Annotated in this window: 10 protein-coding genes and 1 pseudogene; 3 read left to right on the top strand and 8 right to left on the bottom strand. The window is 69.8% G+C overall.

Going from position 1 to position 21754, the window contains the following annotated elements:
- Position 1 precedes the first annotated feature (1 nt).
- Positions 2-1195, bottom strand: coding sequence for a Na+/H+ antiporter NhaA (gene nhaA, locus PE061_RS00680; protein ID WP_271257323.1), 1194 nt, complete (start codon positions 1193-1195; stop codon positions 2-4).
- Positions 1196-1357: 162 nt separating this feature from the next.
- On the opposite strand from nhaA, the gene PE061_RS00675 reads away from it, so the two are divergent.
- The 3 genes from PE061_RS00675 to PE061_RS00665 are packed head-to-tail and all read left to right on the top strand — an operon-like array spanning position 1358 to position 3502.
- On the top strand, positions 1358-1984 hold the full coding sequence (locus tag PE061_RS00675) for a class I SAM-dependent methyltransferase (RefSeq protein ID WP_271257322.1): 627 nt from the start codon (positions 1358-1360) through the stop codon (positions 1982-1984).
- A gap of 22 nt (positions 1985-2006) precedes the next feature.
- Complete coding sequence (locus tag PE061_RS00670) at positions 2007-2624, top strand: TetR/AcrR family transcriptional regulator (RefSeq protein WP_271257321.1); 618 nt, start codon at positions 2007-2009, stop codon at positions 2622-2624.
- A complete protein-coding gene (locus PE061_RS00665) occupies positions 2621-3502 on the top strand; it encodes an SUMF1/EgtB/PvdO family nonheme iron enzyme (RefSeq protein WP_271257320.1) in 882 nt (293 codons plus the stop codon). Before PE061_RS00670 ends, PE061_RS00665 begins: the two co-directional genes overlap by 4 nt.
- On the opposite strand, the gene PE061_RS00660 is transcribed toward PE061_RS00665, so the two are convergent.
- The 7 genes and pseudogenes from PE061_RS00660 to PE061_RS00635 form a co-directional block, all read right to left on the bottom strand.
- Positions 3487-5133: a sulfatase-like hydrolase/transferase gene (locus PE061_RS00660; protein ID WP_271257319.1), complete on the bottom strand. Its 1647-nt coding sequence runs from the start codon at positions 5131-5133 to the stop codon at positions 3487-3489. The two genes, PE061_RS00665 and PE061_RS00660, sit on opposite strands and share 16 nt — an antisense overlap.
- Positions 5134-5146: 13 nt before the next feature.
- Positions 5147-6928, bottom strand: a complete 1782-nt coding sequence (locus tag PE061_RS00655) for an arylsulfatase (protein WP_271259097.1) — start codon at positions 6926-6928, stop codon at positions 5147-5149.
- A 94-nt stretch (positions 6929-7022) separates the two neighbouring features.
- Positions 7023-8402, bottom strand: a complete 1380-nt coding sequence (locus PE061_RS00650; protein ID WP_271257318.1) for a YDG domain-containing protein — start codon at positions 8400-8402, stop codon at positions 7023-7025.
- A 60-nt stretch (positions 8403-8462) separates the two neighbouring features.
- Positions 8463-8633, bottom strand: a pseudogene (locus tag PE061_RS21710) (YDG domain-containing protein); the annotation flags it as partial.
- Positions 8578-20484, bottom strand: a complete 11907-nt coding sequence (locus PE061_RS00645) for a YDG domain-containing protein (protein ID WP_271257317.1) — start codon at positions 20482-20484, stop codon at positions 8578-8580. The pseudogene PE061_RS21710 and the gene PE061_RS00645, both read right to left, overlap by 56 nt.
- 23 nt (positions 20485-20507) lie before the next feature.
- Positions 20508-21023, bottom strand: a complete 516-nt coding sequence (locus PE061_RS00640) for an invasion associated locus B family protein (protein ID WP_271257316.1) — start codon at positions 21021-21023, stop codon at positions 20508-20510.
- Positions 21024-21043: 20 nt separating this feature from the next.
- Positions 21044-21751: a ShlB/FhaC/HecB family hemolysin secretion/activation protein gene (locus PE061_RS00635; RefSeq protein WP_271257315.1), complete on the bottom strand. Its 708-nt coding sequence runs from the start codon at positions 21749-21751 to the stop codon at positions 21044-21046.
- Between the last annotated feature and the right edge of the window lie 3 nt (positions 21752-21754).

Below are 21754 nucleotides of genomic sequence, written 5' to 3'. Positions count from 1 at the left end.
TTCAGTCCTTGGGTGTTTCCCGGCACGCTGCCCGCAGCACGGCGGTGCCGACGATGCCCGACAGCAGCGAGCCGCCGAGCACGCCGAGCTTCACCTCGTCGAGATAGATGTCGGAGGCGTAGGAGAGCCCACCGATGAACAGGCTCATCGTGAAGCCGATGCCGCAGAGCAGCGCGACGCCGTAAACCTGGAGCGCGGACGCGTGCGCCGGATAGTCGGCGAGGCGCAGCGCCTTCATCAGCCGGATCACGCCGAACACGCCGACCTGCTTGCCGACGAAGAGGCCGAGCGCGATGCCGAGCACGGTCGGGCTCACGAGCATGTCCGCGGTCACGTTCGCGAACGTGAGCCCGGCGTTGGCGAAGCCGAAGACCGGCACGATCGCGAACGCCACCCACCCGGCGATGGCGTGTTCGAGCCGGAGCAGGGGCGAGAAGCGGTCGTCGACATGGGGATGCGCGGGCGCGAGCGGGATCGTGAGCGCGACCGCGACGCCCGCGAGCGTCGCGTGGACGCCCGAGAGCAGCATCGCCGTCCACACGCCCGCGCCGACGATCAGGTAGGGCCAGAGCGACCGGACGCCGAAGCGGTTGAAGCCATAGAGCAGCGCGACCAGCAGGACGGCGATGCCGAGCGCGGCGAGGTTCAGTCCGGCCGTGTAGAACAGGGCGATGATGACGATGGCGCCGAGATCGTCGATGATGGCGACCGCAGTGAGGAACACCTTGAGCGACACGGGAACGCGCGGGCCGAGCAGGGTGAGCACGCCGAGCGCGAAGGCGATGTCGGTCGCCGACGGGATCGCCCAGCCGCGGATGGTGACGGCATCGCCGATGTTGAACGCGGCGAAGATGAGCGCGGGCACGATCATGCCGCCCGCCGCCGCCGCGCCGGGGAGGACGCGGCGCTCCCACGTGGAAAGCTGGCCTTCGAAAAGCTCGCGCTTCACTTCGAGCCCGACGAGCAGGAAGAAGATCGCCATCAGCCCGTCGTTGATCCAGTGGCTGACGGAGAGCGGGCCGACATAGGTCTTGAGCGCCGCGAAATAGGCGGCGGAGAGAGGCGAGTTGGCGACCGCGAGCGCGGCGACCGCCGCCGCCATCAGCACGATGCCGCCGGCGGATTCGGTGCGCAGGAACGCGCGCAGCGCGGAGCGCGGCCGTTCGATCACCAGATTGCGCAGACCGCCCGTCATCCTGTCTCGCCCGCCGCGTTCACCCTGCGATGTTCTCCGTGCGACCGGGGTTACAGGAGCGGGTTCGGCGCGGAAACCCCAAACGGCCCGGCGCACCTGCCGAAATACGGCGCTTGCTCTCCCCGGTGTCGCGCCCGAGTATCCGGACAGGGAGGCAAGCGAATGGGGCTGTGGGAACGCTATGCGGTGCCGGCGATCGTGTCGTGCGCCTGCGCGTCGAAGCCGGTCATGCGGCAGCGCGCCAAGGTCGTGCCCGCGGCGGCGGGGGAGGTGCTCGAACTCGGCTGCGGCTCGGGGACCAACTTCGGCTTCTACGATCCGGCGCGCGTCGCGCGGCTCCACGCCGTGGAGCCTGCGCCGGGCATGGTCGCGCGCGCCCGGCGGCGCGCGCAGGGCACGGGCATCGCGGACCGGGTGCAGTTCCACGAGACCGGCGCGGAACGCCTTCCGCTCGCGGACGCGAGCATCGACACGGCGGTGGTGACGTTCGTGCTGTGCACGATCCCGGACTGGCAGGGTGCGCTGCGCGAGGTGCGGCGGGTGCTGAAACCGGGCGGTCGCGTGCTGTTCTCCGAGCATGGCCTCGCGCCCGATGCGAACGTCGCGCGCCGGCAGCAGCGCATCGAGCCTGTGTGGCGGCGGCTTTTCGGCGGCTGCCACCTGACGCGGGACCCCGCCGCCATGCTGGCGGGAACCGGGTTCCGCGTCGATCGTATCGAAACCATGTACCTGCCCTCGACGCCCCGCTTCGCAGGTTTTGCGAGCTGGGGCTCGGCGGTGCCCTCGTAATTGCGGATGTAAGGGCTTCACGATGAGCAAGGCAAAGATCACCCGGCTGGTGCCGCGCGGCGAGGACCGCGAGGAGGGCGTCGACGGACGGCGGCTGCGGAGCGAGCGGAGCCGCGCGCAGATCGTCGCGGCGATGCTGGAGGTGATCGAGGGTGGCGACATGAACCCGAACGCCGCGACCGTCGCCGAGGCGGCGGGCGTCTCGCTGCGTACGGTGTTCCGGCATTTCGAGGAGATGGACAGCCTCTACCGCGAAATGATGGCGAAGCTGGAGGCGGACATCCTGCCGATGGTGATGACGCCGTTCGAGGCGCGCGACTGGCAGGGCCGGGCGGCGGAACTCGTGACGCGCCGCGCGCGCATCTACGAGCGGGTGATGCCCTTCAAGGTCGCGGCGGGCGTGCGCCGTTTCCAGTCCGAATACCTGATGGACGGCCACCACCGCTTCCTCGCGATGGAGCGCGCGGCCTTGCAGGCGATTTTCCCGGCGGAGGTCCGCTCGAACCCGGCGCTGTTCGCCGCGCTCGAGATGATCACCGGCTTCCAGTCGTGGCAGCGCCTGCGGCAGGACCAGACGCTGACGCCGGAGGACGCGGAGGCGGCGATGCGGATCGCCGTCGAGCGGCTGCTCGGGCTTTGAGGCGGATCGTCTTCGTCGCGCTCGCGGCGCTTGCGGCGTGCGGCGAGCGGGGCGGCGAGGCGGCCTGCGGCATTCCCGCCGACCGGCTCGGCGCGTTCGTGGACGTGCCGGAGGGGCGCTTCATCAAGGGCGCCGCGCCGCGCTATCCCGAGGAGCGCCCCGAGCTGTCGCTGCACGTGGGCGCGTTCCGTATCCAGGCGCACGAGGTGACGAACGACCAGTTCGCGGCGTTCGTGAAGGCGACCGGCTACGTGACCGATGCCGAGCGCACGGCAGGCGATGCCGACGGCGGCTCGGCGGTGTTCACGACGCCGGAGGGCGGCGAGGCGCGGCCGTGGCGGCTGGTGCGCGGGGCGACGTGGCGGACGCCGGAGGGGCCGGGCTCGGGCATCGCCGGTCGCGGGCGCGATCCCGTGGTTCATGTCTCGCCCGCGGACGCCGCGGCCTATGCGGCGTGGGCGGGCGGGCGGCTGCCGACCGAGGTCGAATGGGAATATGCCGCGTCGCTCGGCCTGCCGGAGGGCGGCGATCAGGAAGCGGGGGCTTACCGCCCGGACAAGGCGCCGGTCGCCAACACGTGGCAGGGCCTGTTCCCGGAGGAGCAGAAGGCGGCGGACGGCTTCGCCGGGCGCGCGCCGGTGGGCTGTTTTCCGCCGAGCCGCATCGGCCTCTACGACATGATCGGCAACGTCTGGGAGATCACCGACACGCCCTATGGCGCGGGCACGCGCACGATCAAGGGCGGCTCCTACCTCTGCTCGGAGAATTTCTGCCGCCGCTACCGGCCCGCCGCGCGCCAGCCCGAGGAGGAACATTTCTCGGCGAGCCACGTCGGCTTCCGCATCGCGCAGGACGTTCCGGCTCAGTTGGGCCAGTAGACGTATTCGTCGCCGGGGCGGGCGCGCTCGGCGAGCGTCCGGTCGATGGCGACCGGGGCCTCGACCGTGTGCGGATAGAGCGGCGCGCGACCGGCCTTGCGGTGCGCGTCGAGCAGCGCCGTCATCGCGGCGACGCGCGCGGGCTCGCGGTCGGCGAGGTTGACCTTCTCGGTGGGGTCGGCGGCGAGGTCGAACAGCCACGTCTGCTTCGGGCGCTCCGTCACCTGCAGCTTCCAGTCGCCCTGCCGCACGACGCGGTAGTACGCGCTCTGCCAGAACAGCGCGTCGTCGGCGCGCGGCGGGGTTTCGGGCGCGAGCAGGTCGATGCCGTCGATGGCGACACCGGCGGGGAGCGGCGCGCCCGCCGCCGCGGCGAAGGTCGGCATCAGGTCGATGTGCGCGGCGGGGCGCGCGATGCGCGTGCCGGGCGCGATGCGGGCGGGCCAGCGCATGAACAGCGGCACGCGGATGCCGCCTTCGAACATGGTGAGCTTCCAGCCGCGATAGGGCGCGTTGATCTCGGGCAGGCCGACATAGCCCGCGCCGCCGTTGTCGCTCGAAAACACGACGATGGTGTTGTCGTCGAGGCCCTCGGCCTCCAGCGCGGCGAGCACGCGGCCGACGCTCCGGTCGAGCGCGCGCACCATCGCGGCGTAGACGCGCAGGCGATGCGGCTTGATGTCTCCGACCGCGTCGTAGTCGGCGCGCGTCGCCTGAAGCGGCGTGTGCACGCCCCAGTGCGCGAGGTAGAGGAAGAACGGCCGGTTGCGGTTGGCGCGGATCACCTTCACCGCCTCGTCGGTCCACCAGTCGGCGAGGTAGCCGCCCGGCGCGAACAGCAGCCCCTCGTTGAACGCGGCGGCGTACTGCATCCGCGCCCAGAGGAAGCGGTCGATGGGATCGAAATCGAGCTTCGCGTTGACGACGCCGGGGTCGTCCTCCGGCAGATGGAGTCCGCTCGCCATCAGCAGGCTTTCGTCGAAGCCCTGCGCGTTCGCACCGAACTCGCTGCCGCTGCCGAGGTGCCACTTGCCGATGTGGACGGTGTGATAGCCCGCGCCCTTCAGGATCTCGGCGATGGTGACTTCCGAACCCGGCAGGCCCTGCTCGTCGAATGGCGGCACGTCGCCCGCTGCATCGCGGTTCCAGTCGACGGGCGGCAGGCCGGAGCGCGCGCTGTCCGAAAGCATCGCCACCATGCGGCCCATGCCGTCCGGTGTCGGCGTGAACTCGAAGCCGGTGCGCGTCGGGTAGCGGCCGGTGAGGATCATAGCGCGCGAGGGCGCGCAGCTCGCGGTTCCGGCATAGGCCTGCGCGAACAGCGCGCCCTCGGCCGCGAGACGGTCGATGTTCGGCGTCGGCACGCGCCCGCCCGCGACGCCGCCGCCGAACGCCGAGATGTCGTTGATGCCGAGATCGTCGGCGAGGATGAAGACGATGTTGGGCGGGCGCTCTCCCGCCGGTGCGGTCGCCGGGCCTTCCTGCCACGCCACGGGGCTGTAGGGCGCGATGTCGCGGTCCTTGGCGAGCGTGGTGACGAGCCGGAGGACCACCTCCTTGCGCTGTGTCCAGCCGAGCACGCCGATGGCCAGAAGCACGGCGGCGCCGATCAGGAGCGCCCGTTTTTTCATGGCAGAGGTTCGGTCAAGCGCGTCTCCGTCTGCGGACGAGGCGCGCCGCAAGAACGACGATGGCAATAAGGCCGAGCAGGATGCCGCCGAGCGCCCAGCCGTGATGCTTCAGGATCTTGATGCGTGTGTTGAGCGTGATCTGCCGGAAGGGATCGTAGCCCTCCGGGATTTCGAGCACGCCCACGTCTTTCGCATAGGCGCGGTAGTCGGCGAGCATCGCCTCCACCCGCGCCGGATCGGCGGCGGCGAGGTCGCGGGTTTCGCCGGGGTCGTCGGCGAGATTGTAGAGCTTCCACGTGCCGTCGCCGTGCGGCGGCAGGTTGCGCACGAGCTTGTAGTCGCCGCGATAGAGCGCGGCGTTGCCCGCCACCTCCATGCCGATCGGCGTGTCCGGCGAATAGACGCGGTCGGCCGCGCCGGTGAGCAGGGGGCGCAGGCTCCGCCCGGTCATCGCCATGCCGCCGCCGGTTTCGACACCGGCAAGGTCGAGCAGCGTCGGCGCGACGTCGGTGACGAAGGCGGCGGCGGACACGCGCGGCTGCGGCGCGATGCCGGGGCCGGACATGATGAACGGCACGCGCAGCCCGCCTTCCGACGCATAGAACTTGAACAGGCTGTGCGGCGATGCGGCGGCGGTCGCCCACTCCGGGCCGATCGAGACGAACGAGCCTTTCTCGCCGAGCCGGTCGAGATTCTGGTCGTAGCCGTTCAGCCGCATCCACAGCGGGAAACCGCGCTGGCCGACGGGCTCGCTCGGTTCCGGTCCGTTGTCGGAGGTGACGACGAACACGGTGTTCGCGAGCGCGCCGCGCTGTTCGAGGTAGGCGAGGAGGCGGCCGACGTGGTGGTCCATCGCCTCGATCATCCCCGCGTTCACCGCCATGCTCTTGGCGAGCAGGCGGCGCTCGGGATCGGCAAGCGAATCCCAATGCCGCTGGCCTGACGGCCTGGCGGCGAGGGGAGCGCCCGCGGGGATCAGGCCCATCGCCTGCGCGCGCCGCCAGCGCGCCTCGCGGATGCTGTCCCAGCCCTTGTCGTAGACCGCCTCGTAGCGCGCCGTGTAGGCGCGCGGGGCCTGCACGGGGATATGCACGGCCTGAAACGCCACATAGGCGAAGAACGGGTCGCCCCCCGCCCCTCCCTGTGCCCGATCCGCCTCCAGATAGTCGATCATGCGGTCGACGATGAATTCGGATGAATAGAAACCGGCGGGAAGCGTCGCGGGCTTCCCGTCCTCGAACCACGGCGCCGTATCGTAATACGGCATGTACGGCTTCTGCTCCCAGTTGTCGGCGCCGGAGGCGTCGAGCGCGAACGACCGCCGGAAGCCGTGCGACGGTGGCAGCTCGCCCTTGCCGCTGCCGAGGTGCCACTTGCCGGTCATGTAGGTGCGGTAGCCCGCGCGCCGCAGCCGCTCGGCGACGGTGATCGCGTCCGGCTCCAGCCTGAGGCCGTAGCCGGGCTTGCCCCGATGCCCGGGCGGCAGCACCTCGGGAATGGTGGCGACGCCGTTCCGGTGGTTGTCGATCCCGGTCAGCAGCATCGCGCGCGAGGGCGCGCAGAGCGGCGAGGTGCGGTAGTGCGTGAACAGCGTGCCCGCCGCGGCGAGCCGGTCGATATTGGGCGTGCGCGCCTCGCCGCCGTAGACGCCGAAATCCATGAGCGCCGCATCGTCGACGAGGATGAGCACGACGTTGGGGCGGACGGGCGGCTGCTCAGCGCGGGCGGACGCCGAGGTCGCCGCGATGGCGGCGAACGCCGTCCAAAACCAATGCCGCAGCCCGCCCAGCCGCATCGACACCCTCCCCGCCTACCGTCCCTTTATCTCGCCGGGCAGACGCCCTTCCGGCAGTCAACAATATGACACTAGGACTGTCAATTTGTGCCGTCTATTGCGCAAAACGAGAGGGGCTGCCGAGGCAGTAGAGCGTGCGGCCGCTCATGTTGAGCTGGAGGTGCGGGAACAGGCGCCGGCCGCGGCCGCGGTTTCCCGGATCGGAGCAGAACGGCCCCCGGCCGTCGAGCGCTGCATCGCCCGCTGCGCTGCCGTCCGCGTAGCCCGCGAGCGTGTGCAGGGTGGGCGTCGGCGTGATCGAAACGAGGCCGCCGAAGCCGTCGCCGCCGCCGAGGCTGCCCGGCACGTGCACGATGCGGTCCTGGTCGTAGGGCGGGATCAGGTGGCCGGTCACGGTGAGGGTGCCGGGCGTGTAGGCGAGGACGTAGTTCGGCGCCGAACCTCCCGATGCCGCAATCGCATATTGCCCGACCGGCGAGGCGTCCGTCGCGGCCGTCAGGAAGGTCACGCCGCTGACGACCGCGGCGTCGTCGCCCTCGGCGAGACCGACGAGGTGATAGGTGAACGCCGGGTTGGGCAGGAAGCGCGGGCGCGACCGGTCGTCGACAACGACGGTGAGCGCCTTCGCGGCGACGTCGACGGTGAGGCCGCCGAGCAGGCTGCCCGCGAGCGCGAGGTCGTAGTTGCCCGCATCCTCGCCCGAGAGGGAAACGCCCGTCACCGCCACGGCCTTGCCGGTTCCGGCGTTGCGGTCGGCCGCCAGCGCCGCGTAGTCGAAACCGACGCTGTCGCCCGCGAGAATGTCCGCGGCGGTGAAGTCGAGCGCCACGTTCCGGGTGCCGTCGTAGGTCTTGTCGGCGGCGGCGACGCCGGTGACGGTGAGCGTCCTGCGGCCGATGTCGGCGCCGAGACCGAGCAGCAGCGCGGCGTCGAGGCTGAGCGCGTAATTGCCTGCATCCGCCCCCGCCAGCGCCACCGCGCCGCCGGTCACGCCGATGGCCTTGCCCATGCCCGCGTTCTTGTCGGAGAACAGCGCTTCGTAGTCGAAGGCGACATTGTCGCCGTCCACGATGTCGTCGGTGACGAAGGCGAGTTCGGCGCTCAGCGAACCGTCGTAGGTCTTGCCGAGCGCGAGCACGTCCGCGACGCTCAGCGTCTTCGCGCTGATGTCCGCCGAGAGGCCGCCGAGCAATGCGGGGTCGAGCGCGACGACATAGTTGCCCGCGTCGGCGCCGTTCAGGCCGATGCCGTCCGCGACGGTGACGGGTTTGCCGATACCGACGTTTTTGTCCGCGAAGCGGGCGTCGTAGCCGAACGCCGCGTCGTCGCCGCCGACGATGCCCGCCCAGGTGATCGCGAGCGAGGCCGTGCGCGTGCCGTCGTAGACCTTGTCCTCCGCCGCGACGGCGCTGATCGTCACGGTCCTTGCCGCGATGTCGAGGCTGAGGCCCGACAGGAGGCCGGGATCGAGCACGAGATCGTAGTTCGCGGCGTCGCCCCCGGCGAGCGCGACCGCGCCGCCCGTGACGGTGACGGCCTTGCCCGTTCCGGCATTCCGGTCCGCCGCGAGCGCCTCGTAATCGAAGCCGATGTCGTCGCCCGCGACGATGTCGTCCGTCCCGAAATCGAGTTCGGCGCTGCGGCTTCCGTCATAGGTCTTGGCGACCCCGGCGACATCGGTGACGACGAGGCTTTTCTTGGCGATGTCGCCGGCGAGACCGCCGAGCAGCGCCGGATCGACGACGAGGACATAGTTGCCCGCATCCGTCCCCCGTCAGCGCGACCAGACCGTCCGTCACGGTGACGGCCTTGCCGGTGCCCGCGTTCCGGTCGTCGAACAGGGCCTCGTAGCCGAACGCGATATTGTCGCCCGCGACCGCGTCCGACGTGAAGGCGAGCGCGGCGGCGCGCGTGCCGTCGTAGGTCTTGCCGAGCGCGGCGATGTCCGAAACCGTCAGCGCGCGGGCGGTGATGTCGGCGGCAAGCCCGGCGAGCAGGGTGGAATCGAGCGCGAGCACGTAGTTCGCCGCGTCGTCGCCCGAGAGGCTCATTCCCTCCGCGCTCACCGATTTCCCGACGCCGACGTTCTTGTCGGCGAAGGCGGCGCTGTAGTCGATCGCGACGGTGTCGCCGCCGACGAGACCCGCCGTGTCGAACACGAGCGCGGCCGAGGTGGTTCCGTCGTAGACCTTGTCGAGCGCGGTGACGGCGGTGACGTTCAGCGTTCGTGCGGCGATGTCGATCTCGAGGCCCGCGAGCAGGGCCGGATCGTAGCCGAGATCGTAATTGCCCGCGTCGGCGCCGTCCAGCGCGACCGCGCCGTCCGTGACCGTCACGCCCTTGCCGCTTCCGGCATTTCCGTCCGCCGTCAGCGCCTCGTAGAGGAAGCCGATGTCGTCGCCGGAAACGATGCCGCCCGTGGTGAAATCCAGCGCGGCGTTTCGGGTGCCGTCGTAGGTCTTGTCGCGCGCGGCCACGCCGTCGAGCGTCAGGGCCTTCCTGTGGATGTCGGCGGTCAGCCCGGCGAGCAGCGCATCGTCGAGGACGAGCGCGTAGTTTCCGCCGTCCGCGCCCGAGAGCGAGACGCCGGAAGCGGTGACGCCCTTGCCGGTTCCGGCATTCCTGTCCGCGAAGCCCGCCGTGTAGGCGAACGTCACCGCGTCGCCGGAGAGAATGTCCGCGGTCGTGAACGCGAGGGCCGCCGACGCGGTGCCGTCGTAGACCTTGTCGAGCGCGGCGACCGTGCTCACCGTCAGCGTTCGCGCCGAGATGTCCGCCGCGAGGCCGGAGAGGGCGCCCGCGTCGATCGCGAGCGTGTAGTTCGCGGCGTCGGTTCCGGTCAGCGTCACGCCGCCGGTCAGGCTCACCGCCTTGTCCGTGCCGGCGTTCCTGTCGGCGAAGCGGGCCTCGTAATCGAAGGCCACCGTGTCCCCGTCCACGATGTCGTCGGTGGAGAAGGCGAGGACGGCATCGCGCGTGCCGTCGTAGACCTTGTCCAGCGCCGCGACGGCGGCGTTCAGGGTGCGCGGCGTGATCGTCGCGTCGGCGACGACCGGCTGCGCGATCGCATAGTTCCCGGCGTCGTCTCCCGTCAGCGTGTAGCCGGTGACGGTGACGGACCATGTTCCGGCGTTCCGGTTCGCAAAGGCGCCCGCGCCCGCCGCGAAGCCGACGTCGTCGCCGACGACGATGCCGATGAGCGCGCCGCCGGAAAGCGCGGCGCCGGTGGTGCCGTCATAGGCCTTGTCCGCAGCCGCGACGCCGCCCAGCGTCAGCGTCTTCGCCGTGATCGTCGCGGCGGCGATGGCGGGCTGCGCCAGCGTGTAGTTTCCGGCATCGTCGCCCGTCAGCGCGTATCCCGCGGCGGTGACGCTCCACGTGCCGACATTGCGGCTCGCGAAGCTGCCGCTGCCGGCCGTGAAGCCGACATCGTCGCCGCCGCCGACACCGGCGAGCGTGCCGCCGGAAAGTGCGGCGTCAACATCCCCGTCGTAGTCCTTGCCCGCCGCGGTGACGCCGGTCAGGGTGAGGGCCTTGGCGGTGATCGTCGCGTCTGCGACGGTCGGCTGGGTCAGCGTGTAGTTCCCGGCATCGTCGCCGGTGAGGGCGTAGCCGCTGGCCGTGACGCTCCACGTTCCCGCGTTCCGGCTCGCGAACGCGCCCGATCCGGCAGTGAATTCGACATCGTCGCTGCCGACGATACCGGCGAGCGTGCCGCCCGAGAGGTCGGCATCGGTGTCGCCGTCATACGTCTTGTCGGCGGCGCTGACGCCCGAAAGCGTGAGCGCCTTTGCAGAAATCGACGCATCGGCGACCGTGGGCTGGGCGAGGGTATAGTTTCCGGCGTCGTCGCCCGTCAGCGCATAGCCCGTCGCGGTAACGGTCCACGTGCCCGCATTCTTGCTGGCGAAGGCGCCGGTTCCGCCCGTGAAGGAGACGTCGTCGCTGCCGACGATGCCGACGAGCGCCCCGCCCGAGAGGTCGGCTGCATCATCCCCGTCGTAGTCCTTGTCCGCTGCGGCGACGCCTGTCAGCGTGAGGGCCTTGGCCGTGATCGTCGCGTCGGCGACCGTCGGCTGGGTCAGCGTGTAGTTCCCGGCATCGTCGCCGGTGAGGGCGTAACCGCTCGCCGTGACGGCCCACGTTCCCGCGTTCTTGCTGGCGAAGGCGCCGATTCCCGCGGAAAAGCCCACGTCGTCACTGCCGATCACACCGGCGAGCGTACCGCCCGAAAGGTCGGCGTCGGCGTCGCCGTCGTAGTCCTTTCCTGCCGCTGTCACGCCGGTCAGCGTGAGCGTCTTCGCCGTGATCGTCGCGTCGGCGACGGTGGGCTGCGCCAGCGTGTAGTTTCCGGCATCGTCGCCCGTCAGCGCATAGCCGCTCGCCGTGACCGTCCATGTTCCGACGTTCTTGCTGGCGAACGCACCGGTTCCGGCCGTGAAGGAAACGTCGTCGCTGCCGACGATGCCGACGAGGGCGCCGCCCGAGAGGTCGGCATCGGTGTCGCCGTCGTAGTCCTTGCCGGCGGCGGTGACGCCGGTCAGGGTGAGGGCCTTGGCGGTGATCGTCGCGTCTGCGACGATCGGCTGTGTCAGCGTGTAGTTTCCGGCGTCGTCGCCACCGAGTGTATAGCCGCTGGCCGTGACGCTCCACGTTCCCGCGTTCTTGCTGGCGAAGAGTCCCGAACCTGCAGTGAATTCGACATCGTCGCCGCTGATCACGCCGACGAGGACACCGCCCGAAAGATCCGCATCCGCATCGCCGTCGTAGTCCTTGCCGGAGGCGGTGACGCCGGTCAGCGTGAGCGCCTTCGCCGTGATCGTCGCATCGGCGACGCTGGGCTGTGTCAGCATGTAGTTCCCGGCATCGTCGCCGGTCAGCGCGTAACCGCTAGCGGTGATGGTCCACGTGCCGATGTTCTTGCTCGCGAAGCTGCCGGTGCCGGCGGAGAAGCTCACGTCCTCGCTGCCGACGAGGCCGACGAGGGTGCCGCCGGAAAGGTCGGCGTCGGTGTCGCCGTCGTAGTCCTTGTCGGTCGCGGTCACGCCGGTGAGCGTGAGGGCCTTGGCGGTGATCGTTGCATCGGCGACCGTCGGCTGTGTCAGCGTGTAGTTGTCGGCGTCATCGCCGGTGAGGGTGTAGCCGCTGGCGGTGATAGTCCACGTGCCGATGTTCTTGCTCGCGAAGCTGCCGGTGCCGGCGGAGAAGCCTACGTCCTCGCTGCCGACGAGGCCGACGAGGGTGCCGCCGGAAAGGTCGGCGTCGGTGTCGCCGTCGTAGTTCTTGTCGGTCGCGGTCACGCCGGTGAGCGTGAGGGCTTTCGCCGTGATCGTGGCGTCGGCGACCGTCGGCTGGGTCAGCGTGTAGTTCCCGGCATCGTCGCCGGTGAGGGCGTAGCCGCTCGCTGTGACCGCCCACGTGCCGACGTTCTTGCTCGCGAAGCTGCCGGTGCCGGCGGAGAACTCCACGTCGTCGCTGCCCACGAGGCCGACGAGGGCGCCGCCCGCAAGGTCGGCGTCGGTGTCGCCGTCGTAGTCCTTGCCTGCCGCGGTCACGCCGGTGAGGGTGAGCGTTTTCGGTGTCACGGTCAGCGTGCCGGTCGAGGACGGCGTGCCGAACCGGTAGCCTGCGGTATTGGCCAGCGTGCCGTTCGCGAGGCTGATGCCGTAGGGCGAGCCGGCGACGTTCGCGCCGGCGGCGGCGCCTGCCGAACTCAGCACGGGCGCGCCGGAGAGGCCGATGGTTGCCAGCGTCTCTTGCGTCCACACGTTGCCGTAATCCGAGGCGTCGACGAGACCGTTCAGGTCGTAGTGCGTGCCGAACACCGGGGTCGGCCACGAATAGGCGTCGCCGTAGACCTTGTCGTCGCTGAAGGCCGTGCTCGCCGTCAGCGTCGGCTGGAGGGCGAAGACGTAGCGGTTTCCGGCCCCCACGGAGGCCGGCGGGAGCGTTCCGCCGGTCTGTCCCCAGATCGGCAGGCTGCCGCTGGCGAGGTCGCCGAACACGGTGTCGTCCGGGTCCGGGAGATAGATGATCCACCGCCCGGCGGAGGCCACCGCGCCGCTGCCCGCGAGGTTGTCGAGGTGCTTGCCGCCGGTGCCGGCGGCGGCGTCGACCACGATCTCGCCGCTGACGGACTGGATGACCGCGCCCGCGCCCGAAAGGACGAGGCCGTCGTTGTCGCTGCCGGAGACGGGCGATCCGCCCGCCGCGGTCACGGTGATGGCGCCGGCGTCGCTGGAAAGCGCGAGCGCGCCGGCGAGGCGCACGCCGTGGTTGAGCGTGGAGCCGCCGCTGCCGCCGCCCGTGCCGCTGACGATGATCCCGGCCGCGTCCGGGCCGCTTCCGGTCGAGACGACCGTCGAGTTCCCGGCCACGTCGACGCCGACGTTGGCGAGGCCGGAGGTCGCCGCGCCGGCGATGCCGGTGATGGTGATGTCGCCGAGGCCGCTCTCGATGCGCGAGCCTGTCGTGCCGCCGATGACGACGCCGGACCTGCCGCCGCCCGTCGCGCCCGCGCCGCCGGTGCCCGCCAGGGTGACGGTGCCTGCGCCCAGCGATTCGACCGTGCTGTCCGCGATCCTGATGCCGATGGCGTCGGAAAGCCCCGTGCCGGCCTTGCCGGTCATCCGGATCGCGCCGCCGCCGCCCGCGACGGTGGTGATCCGTGCGCCGTCTTTAAGCGTGATCGCGGCATTGCTGCCGGCCGAACTGAACGGTGTCGCATCGTCGTTGGCGGCGAGCACGATGGCGTCGAACGAATCCGTGTCGCCGGTGTAGCCGTTTTCCAATGTGCCGCCGCTGATCGAGATTTGTGATCCCGCCGTCAGGGCAAGTGCGGCTTTCCCGGTTACAAGCAGGTCGGCGCCGCTGTTCGCCGTGATGTTGCCGAGTGTCGCCGAGTAAGTTTGCGCGCCGCTGGTCGTGACGTCCTGGTTGAAGATCAGGCTGCTGGTTGCTTGCGTCGCGGTGAGGGCGACGCTCGTTGCGGTGATGCCGGATACCGTGCCGACCGTACCGATTGCAAGAGCGCCCGCGCCACCGTGTGTCAGCACGATCGAGTCCGTGTCGGCCGCAAGCGTGCTGATCGTGTTCCCGGTATTCGTCAGCGTATAGGTGCCGGTATCGTTCAGCAAAAGAAGGTTCGCGGCCGTGATCGCGGCGCTTTGACCCGTCGCTCCGGTGATATCCAGCGTCAGGCGATTGCTGCCGACATTGAGCGCACCGCCGATCGAAAGCGTGCTGCCGCCCACGATGCGCAGGTCGTCGTTGAACGCCGCAAGGCCGGTGCCGACGGTTATGGCGCCCGCGCCCGCGTTGCCGATGACGATTTCGGCAAAGCCGTTCACGACCGTCCCGAGCGTTGCCGCCGATAGGCCGAGGTCGCCCGCGCCTGTGCCGATTCCGATGCTGCGGCCGCCGGTTCGCGGCTGGAAGGTGAGGGTGCCTGCGCCGGTGGTCGAGCCCGCGAACGCGACGGTGTCGGCGTTGATCGTGATGTCGCCGGTGTTCGCGCCGCCGAGCACGGACGACGCCAGCGTTCCCACGTCCTTGCCGGAGCCGCCGGTCGCCGCCGTGCCTTCGATCGTGATGTCGCCGCCGGCGGTCGTGACGATCTGGCCGCCGCCGCCGAGCCGCACCGCGTCGCGCGTCGAGACGGCGGCGGCGGCGGTGATGTCGATATTGCCCGATGTCGCCTGCACCTTCGCGCCTGCAAGACCGATCCATATGCCTTCGCCGTCGCCGGTCGTGCGCGTGCCCTGTAAGGTGATGCCGCCGGTCCCGGAGGACTGGATCGTCGCGCTTGTGCCGCCGAGGACATAGAGCGCCGGGTAGTTGCCCGCCGAGCCTGTCGACAGAGCGGCCACCTCGATATCTCCGTCGACGGAGGAAATGGCGCTGCCCCCGCCGATGAACACGCCCGAATAGTTCGACGCGCTGTTCACGGCTTCGCCCGTCAGCGTGATGTCGCCGGCGCCGAGCGATTCGACCGTCGCGGTCGTCACCATCGCGATGCCGTGGCCGAGCGTGGCGCCGCCCCGGCCGGAGATGTCGATCGCGCCCGCGCCGCCCGCGGCGGTCCTGACCACGGCAGCGGCGCCGAGATCGATTCCGGAAAGATTGCCTGCATCGGCGACGAGCCGGCGGTTGCCGGTGAGGACGATGGCGTCGAACGCTGTGAGATCCGTGCTGTAGGTGTTCTCGATTTTCGCGGATGCGCCGAGGCTCACCTGCCGCGCGGCGTCGAGCGTCAAGGTTTCGGCGCCGGACACGGCAAGCGTCGTGCCTGCCGCGAGCTTGACGTCGCGCCCTGCCGTGTAGGTCTGTGCGCCCGGCGTGCTGACCCCTGCGTTCAGCAGGATATCGGCGGCCGCGTCCGTGGTGCTGAGGTCGACGCTGTCTGCCGCGATGCCCGATGTCGCGCCGATGGTTCCCACGGCGAGCGCGGCGGCGGCCCCGCTGTTCACGCGGACCGACCCCGCGCCGACGCTCGCCGCGAGCGTGCCGACCGCGTTGCCCGAATGATCGAACGTGTAGTCGCTGTCCGTGCTGAGCAGCAGCAACTGGCCCGCGGTGAGGGCCGCGGTCTGTGTGCCGCCGTCCGCGACGTCGAGCGTCAGGCGATTGCTGCCGACGCTGAGCGTGCCGCCGATCGCAAGCGCGTCGGCGCTTTGGAAGCGCAGATTGTCGACGAAGGCGGAAAGGCCGCTGCCGATGGTGATGGCGCCCGCATCGGCATTGCCGATGACGATCTCGCTGAAGCCGTTCTGGATATTGGCGAGCGATATGGCGCTGAGCGCGAGGTCTCCTGCGCCGTCGCCAAGGCCGATCGTCCGCCCGTCGGTGCGCGGCTGGATCGTCAGGATGCCGTTTCCGGAAACCGTGCCTGCGAACGAGACCGTATCCGCATTGATGGTGATGTCGTTCGTGCCTGAAACGCCGAGCGATCCGCCCGAGCCGATCTCGAAATCCGGAGAGCCGCCGGCGGCGCTGGTCGCGGTGATGCCGATGTCGCCTGCGGCGGTCTTCACGCTGGCCCCGCCGCTGTAGATCCAGATGCCTGCGCCAGCGCCTGCCGTGGACCCTTCGAGCGTGATATTGCCGGTGCCGGTGGTGCGGACCTGCGAACCGTTGAAAATATAGAGCCCCGGGACGTTGCCCGTACCCACGGCCTCGCCGATGATGTCGATGTCGCCATTCGTGCCGATGATTTCGGACGAGATGGTGAGGAAGACGCCGTAGCTGGACGAAGCGGTTCCCGCGCCGCCGGTGCCGTGGAGCGTGATGGTGCCCGAGCCGAGCGATTCGATCTTGGAACCGCCGATCATGTTGATGCCGCGCCCATCGGATGAGCCCCCGCGGCCGGAAAGGTCGATGGCGCCCGCGCCGCCCGCGGCCGTACGGATGATGGCCCCCGTATTGAGCTGGATGCCTTCGAGGGAGCCGCTTGCGGCGACGGCGCGCCGGTTCGCTTCGATGACGATGGCGTCGAACGGCGTGAGGTTGCCGTCGAACGTGTTTTCGATTTTCGAGGACGCGCCGAGCAGCATCTGCCGCGCGGCGTCGATGCCGAGGGTCGCCGCGCCGGAGACGGAGAGCGTCGTGCTCGCCGCCAGCTTCACGTCGCGCTCCGACGTATAGTCCTGCGCGCCGCTGGTGGTAATGTTGCCGTTCAGCAGGATGTCGCCTGCCACGGCGGCGCTCGTGACGCTGAGCGTCCCCGCTGTGATCCCGCGCAGCGTGATGTCGCCGCTGCCGCTGTTGGTCTTGCCGGCGCCGGTGCGCATCTCGATGGCGACCGAACCGGCGCCTGCGTTGATGGAGGAACTCGCGCCCATCGTGATCACGGCGTTTCCGGCGTCGCGATGGGCATTGACGACGCCGCTGGCGAGGTCGTCGTTGGCGATCAGCGTCAGGTCGCCGCCGTCCGTCGTGATGCCGGCGTTGAGAAGGATGCTGCGCCCGGCCTGGAGCGTCAGGTCGCCGCCGTCGCCGTCCGCGTTGTCGACGGCGATGGCCGTGTTCACCGTGATGTCGTTGTTGGCCTGGAGCGTCAGGTTCGTGCCTTGCGACAACTGCCAGGCCAGATCGCTGGCCCGGATGTTCACCGTGTCGCCGGCGTCGTCGGCGTAGGTGAAGCCCTCGCTCGCCCCGGAGAAGGAGAAGAGGCGCACCGCGCCGGCATTCGTCGCGGCGTTGCCGGCGCCGTCATCGCCGGACGTGCCCACCGCCATGCGGGTGCCCGCGCCGTTCAGCGCGACGGTGAAGCCGAAATTGTCGTTGCCGTCCAGACCGGCCACGCCGAAATCGGTGCCGCCATAGTCCCTGCCGAAGATAGTCGTGAGCTGCGGATTCGTGAAATCGCCGTCGTCGAACCGGAACAGGAACACCGCGCCGCTGTTCGCATCGGGCGCCGCGTCGTTGTTCTTGCCGTCGTGATTCTGTGCGCTGATCGCCAGGACGCGGCCGTCGGCGCTGAGAGCGGAGGCAAGGCCGAAGTTGTCGACGGGGCGGATATGGGCGGACATGTCGATGCCCGTGTAATCGGGCGTATCGACATAGCCGTGGCCGATGATCGTCTTGAACTCGCCGCCTGAAAAGGCGCCGTTGTCGTCCGCGAAGGCGAACAGATAGACGGCCCCGAAATTATGGGTGGTGGCCGCGGTGTCCACGCCGGGTCCGTCGTCGGTGGACGCTGTGGCGACGAGGCGGTCGCCCGCCGCGTTCAGCGCGACGCTGCGTCCGAAGAGGTCGTGCATGCCGATCATGGATGACATGTCGATGTCGCCGTCGCCGACATAGCCTTTGCCGATCGTGCCGACGTGGGTCGGGCTCGTGAAGTCGCCGTCATCGAAAGTGAACAGGTAGACGGCGCCGGTACCGACCTGGTCGTTGTCGTAGCCCCTGTCGCCATGCGAGCCGGCGGCGAGACGCGTGCCATCGGCGTTCAGCGAGAGAAAGACACCGAAGGTGCTGCCGATGTCCAGCCGGTTGCCGGGGTCGGCGACGCCGGCGCCGAGGTCGAGATCGCCGGCGCCGGTATAGCCATAGCCGATGGTGCCGACATGCGCGCCGTTCGAGAAGGCGCCATGCTCGTCATCGAACGCGAACAGGCGCACAGCGCCCATGTTGCCGAGCGTGAGGGACGGGATATCGGCCGGGTCGATGGGACCGTCGGGCCCGATATTGTCGAATCCGTCGTCGCGGTGCGCGCCGATGGCGAGCCGGTCGCCGGCGGCATTGAACGCAATGCCGGAGCCGAACCCGTCGTTCGTGTCGAGCGCGACGGGGATGTTCTTGCCGCCCGTGTAGCCGCTGCCGATGATGGCTTCCAGCGCGGCGCCGTTGAAGTCGCCGTCGGTGAAGCTGAACAGATAGACCGCGCCGGCATTGTCGGTCGTGCCGGGATCGCCGAAGCCGTCGTCGCCGGACGCGCCGACGGCAAGGCGGTTGCCCGCCGCATTGAGCGCGACGCCGATTCCGAACTGGTCGCCGGTATCGAGGCCGACATGCACGTCGCGGGCCATGCCGGCATAGCCGTGGCCGATGATGCCGACCTGCCTGCCGCCGGAGAAACTCGTATCCTCAAAGCTGAACAGATGCACGGCGCCATAGTTGCCCGTCGGATCGCTGCCGGTCCCGTCGTCCAGATAGGCGCCGGACGCCATCCGGTTGCTGGCAGCGTTCAGCGCGACCGATGTGCCGAAGCCGTCCTGCTGGTCCAGTGCGACATTGATGTCCTTCGCGCCCATATAACCGCTGCCGACGGTGCCGAGATGTGTGCCGCCGGAAAAATCGCCGTCGGTGAAACTGAACAGATAGATGGCGCCGGACGAGGCGGTCGGCGCGGTAAGGCCCGTGTCGTCGATTCCATACCCGTCGTCGCCCGGCGAGCCCACGGCAAGACGGTCGCCGGCCGCGTTCAGCGAGAGGGCGTATCCGAAGTTGTCCGCGTTGGCGAGCGGGGCGATATCGATATCGCCTGCGCCCGCATAGTTCTTGCCGATCGTGCCGACATGCGCGCCGCCGGTGAAGCCGGTGTCCATGTCCGCATCGTCGAAGGTGAACAGGTGAACCGCGCCGATATTGAGAACGCCGTCGGCGCCGAAGCCGTCGTCGGCGAAGGCCCCGGCAGCCAGCCTGTCGCCCTTGGCGTTCAGCGCGACACTTCGGCCGAAAGCGTCGTTCTGGCCCGCGACGGTCGGAAGTGCGAGGTCGTTGGCGCCGCTGTAATCGTAGCCGATGGTAGCGCTCAGCGATCCGCCGACGAACTGGCTGTCATGATCGAAGGTGAACAGATAGACCGCGCCGCTGTTGGATGCGATGGCGCCGGGGTTGCCGAAGCCGTCGTCATAGACCGCGCCTACCGCCAGCCTGTTGCCCGCCGCGTTGAGCGAAACGGACGAACCAAAATTGTCGTTGGCATCGAGACCGGACCCGATGCCCCAGTCCACGTGGTCGGCCATGTCGATATTGGCCGGTTTCCCCGCGTCCGCGCCGTAGCCCTGCCCGATCGTGCCGAGATGCGTGCCGCCCGAAAAATTGCCGTCCGTGAAGCCGAACAGATGCACGGCGCCGAAATTGCTCCCGGAATTTCCCGAGCCGTCGTCAAAGGCTGCCCCGACGGCAAGCAAATCTCCGACGGCATTGAGGGAAACCGAGACGCCAAGAGCATCCCCCGCGTCGAGCATGTCGACGTCGATGCTCTTGCCGTCCGCGTAGCCCTTGCCGATGATGCCTTGCAGCGCGCCGCCCGAAAAATTGCCGTCCGTGAAGCTGAACAGATAAACGGCGCCGTAATTGTCCGTCGAGACGCCGCTGGTGCCGTCGTCATAGGCCACGCCCACCGCCATCCGGTCGCCGGCGGCGTTGAGTGCGACCGCATTGCCGAAGACGTCGAGGGCGTCGAGGCCGACGTCGGCGTTGCGCGTGCCGAAATAGCCCGCGCCCATGATGCCCTGATAGGACCAGCCGCTGACATCGAGGTCGGCGACGATCGTGCCGCTGTTGCGGACGCTCGGCGCGACGAGCGCGGCGAGCCCGGCGTCGCGCACGGTGATGCGGCCCTCGTTGACGACGGACGCGCCGGGGAGGCTGCCGCCGGAGAAGTTCAGCGATCCGGTCGCCATGAAGGCCTGCCGGTCGATGTCCGCGGTCGTCGCGACGAGGCCGCCGACGTCCACCGTCGCGTCCTTGCCGAAGGCGATGCCGTTCCGGTTGATGAGGACGACGCGGCCGTTCGCGGTGAGGCTGCCGAGGATCGAGGAGGGGTCCGCGCCGGTCACGCGGTTCACGGCGACCGACGTGCTGCCGGGCTGGATGAACCGCGCGCTTTCGCCCGCGCCGATCGAAAAACTGTTCCAGTCGAGGATGGCGCGGTCGCTGGTCTGCGTCACCGTCACGCGGCCGGTGCCGTCGCCCGCGATGGACGCGCTCCCGGCGCTCACCGTGCCGCCGCTCGGCCCCGCGTGCGCAGCGCCCGCAAGCGCGAGCGCCGCGAGGCTGGTGCCGGCGAGGATGATGCGACGCTTGTCGAGGGCGGGACGCAGGACCATTGGGAACGCCTCTTGTTGTTCTCTCAGCGATTGGCGGCCTTCGCCCACGCCGTGTTCTGAAGTGCGGAGGCGTCGAGCGCCTCGGCGAATCCGTTGAAGGAGAGCGGCAGCACCATCGGCTTGCCGTCGCTGCCGAGGACGGCGAGCACGCCTGTCTTCGCCGCGCGCAGGCGCGTGATCTCCGGCGTGCCGAGCAGGCGCTCGATGTAGCAGCCGCCCGCGTCGCAGCGCGTGTAGCCGTAGCCTTCGAGATCGGTGCCGCCGTCGAGGCGCAGCAGCGGCGGCTGCGACAGGCGGACGCCGAGCGGCAGGCGGATCTGCACGGCATAGCGCTCGCCGCTGCCGCGATAGGCGAAGGCGATGCGCATGATCTGCTCGCCCGTGCCCTTCGACGTCGCCGCCTGCGCGATCTCGCACGGCGGCACGTCCGCCTGCTTCGTGCATTGCACGACCCAGTCGCCGTGGACGTTCGTCTTCGGCGTTTCGGCCGCAGGCGCGGCGGCGGCGAGGGCGAGGAGGATGGCGGGCGCGGCGATCATGGGTCGGTCCTTGCTCAGGGTCATAGCGAGAGGGAGATCGAGAGGTTGGCGCGCCATTTGCGGTCGGTGGGGCCGGACAGGCCGCGCGCGGCTTCCGCGAGCGCGGTGAGGCGCGGCCCGATCTGGAACGAGACGCCGCCGCCCGCGGAGGACGCGGAATGGCGGCGCGCCTCGCCGGTATCGAGACGGCCCTTCTGCCAGCCGAAGCCGCCGTCCACGAAGCCGTGGACGCCGAGGCCGACCTTGCCGGCCGGTGTCGTCACGGCGCGGCGCCAGCGCGCTTCCAGCCCGCCCATCAGGCAATGATCGGCGCTCACCGTGCCGCTGTCGTAGCTGCGCCCGAAACCCGCGCCGCCGTAGCTGCATTCCGCCGCACTCAGCAGCGCATCGGTCGCGGCCCACTGGCCGGAGCCCTTGGCGACGACGCCGAGATCGCCGCCCGCCAGCGCGGCGACCGGCTGATAGCGCTGCGCGTAGAGCGTGAGATTGAGGAAGGACGCGGAGCCGTTCATCCGCGTGCGCAGCGGGTCGTCGTCCGCCGTGGCGCCGAGCCCGGAGAGGCCCTTGATCGCGCCTGCCCTGACGAGATTGATGCCGCCGCCGGTGTCGGCCCAGTCGAGATCAAGATCGACGCTCGCGGTGCGGATCCTGTCCCGCGTGAACGCGGTGCGAAGAACGGTCGAATCTCCCCGGAGAAGGACGGGGTCTTCGTAGAGTAACGGAGACATTGA

This window comes from Sphingosinicella microcystinivorans (genome assembly GCF_027941835.1).
GTDB lineage: Bacteria > Pseudomonadota > Alphaproteobacteria > Sphingomonadales > Sphingomonadaceae > Sphingosinicella.
This window is presented reverse-complemented; position numbering and strand designations above follow the sequence as displayed.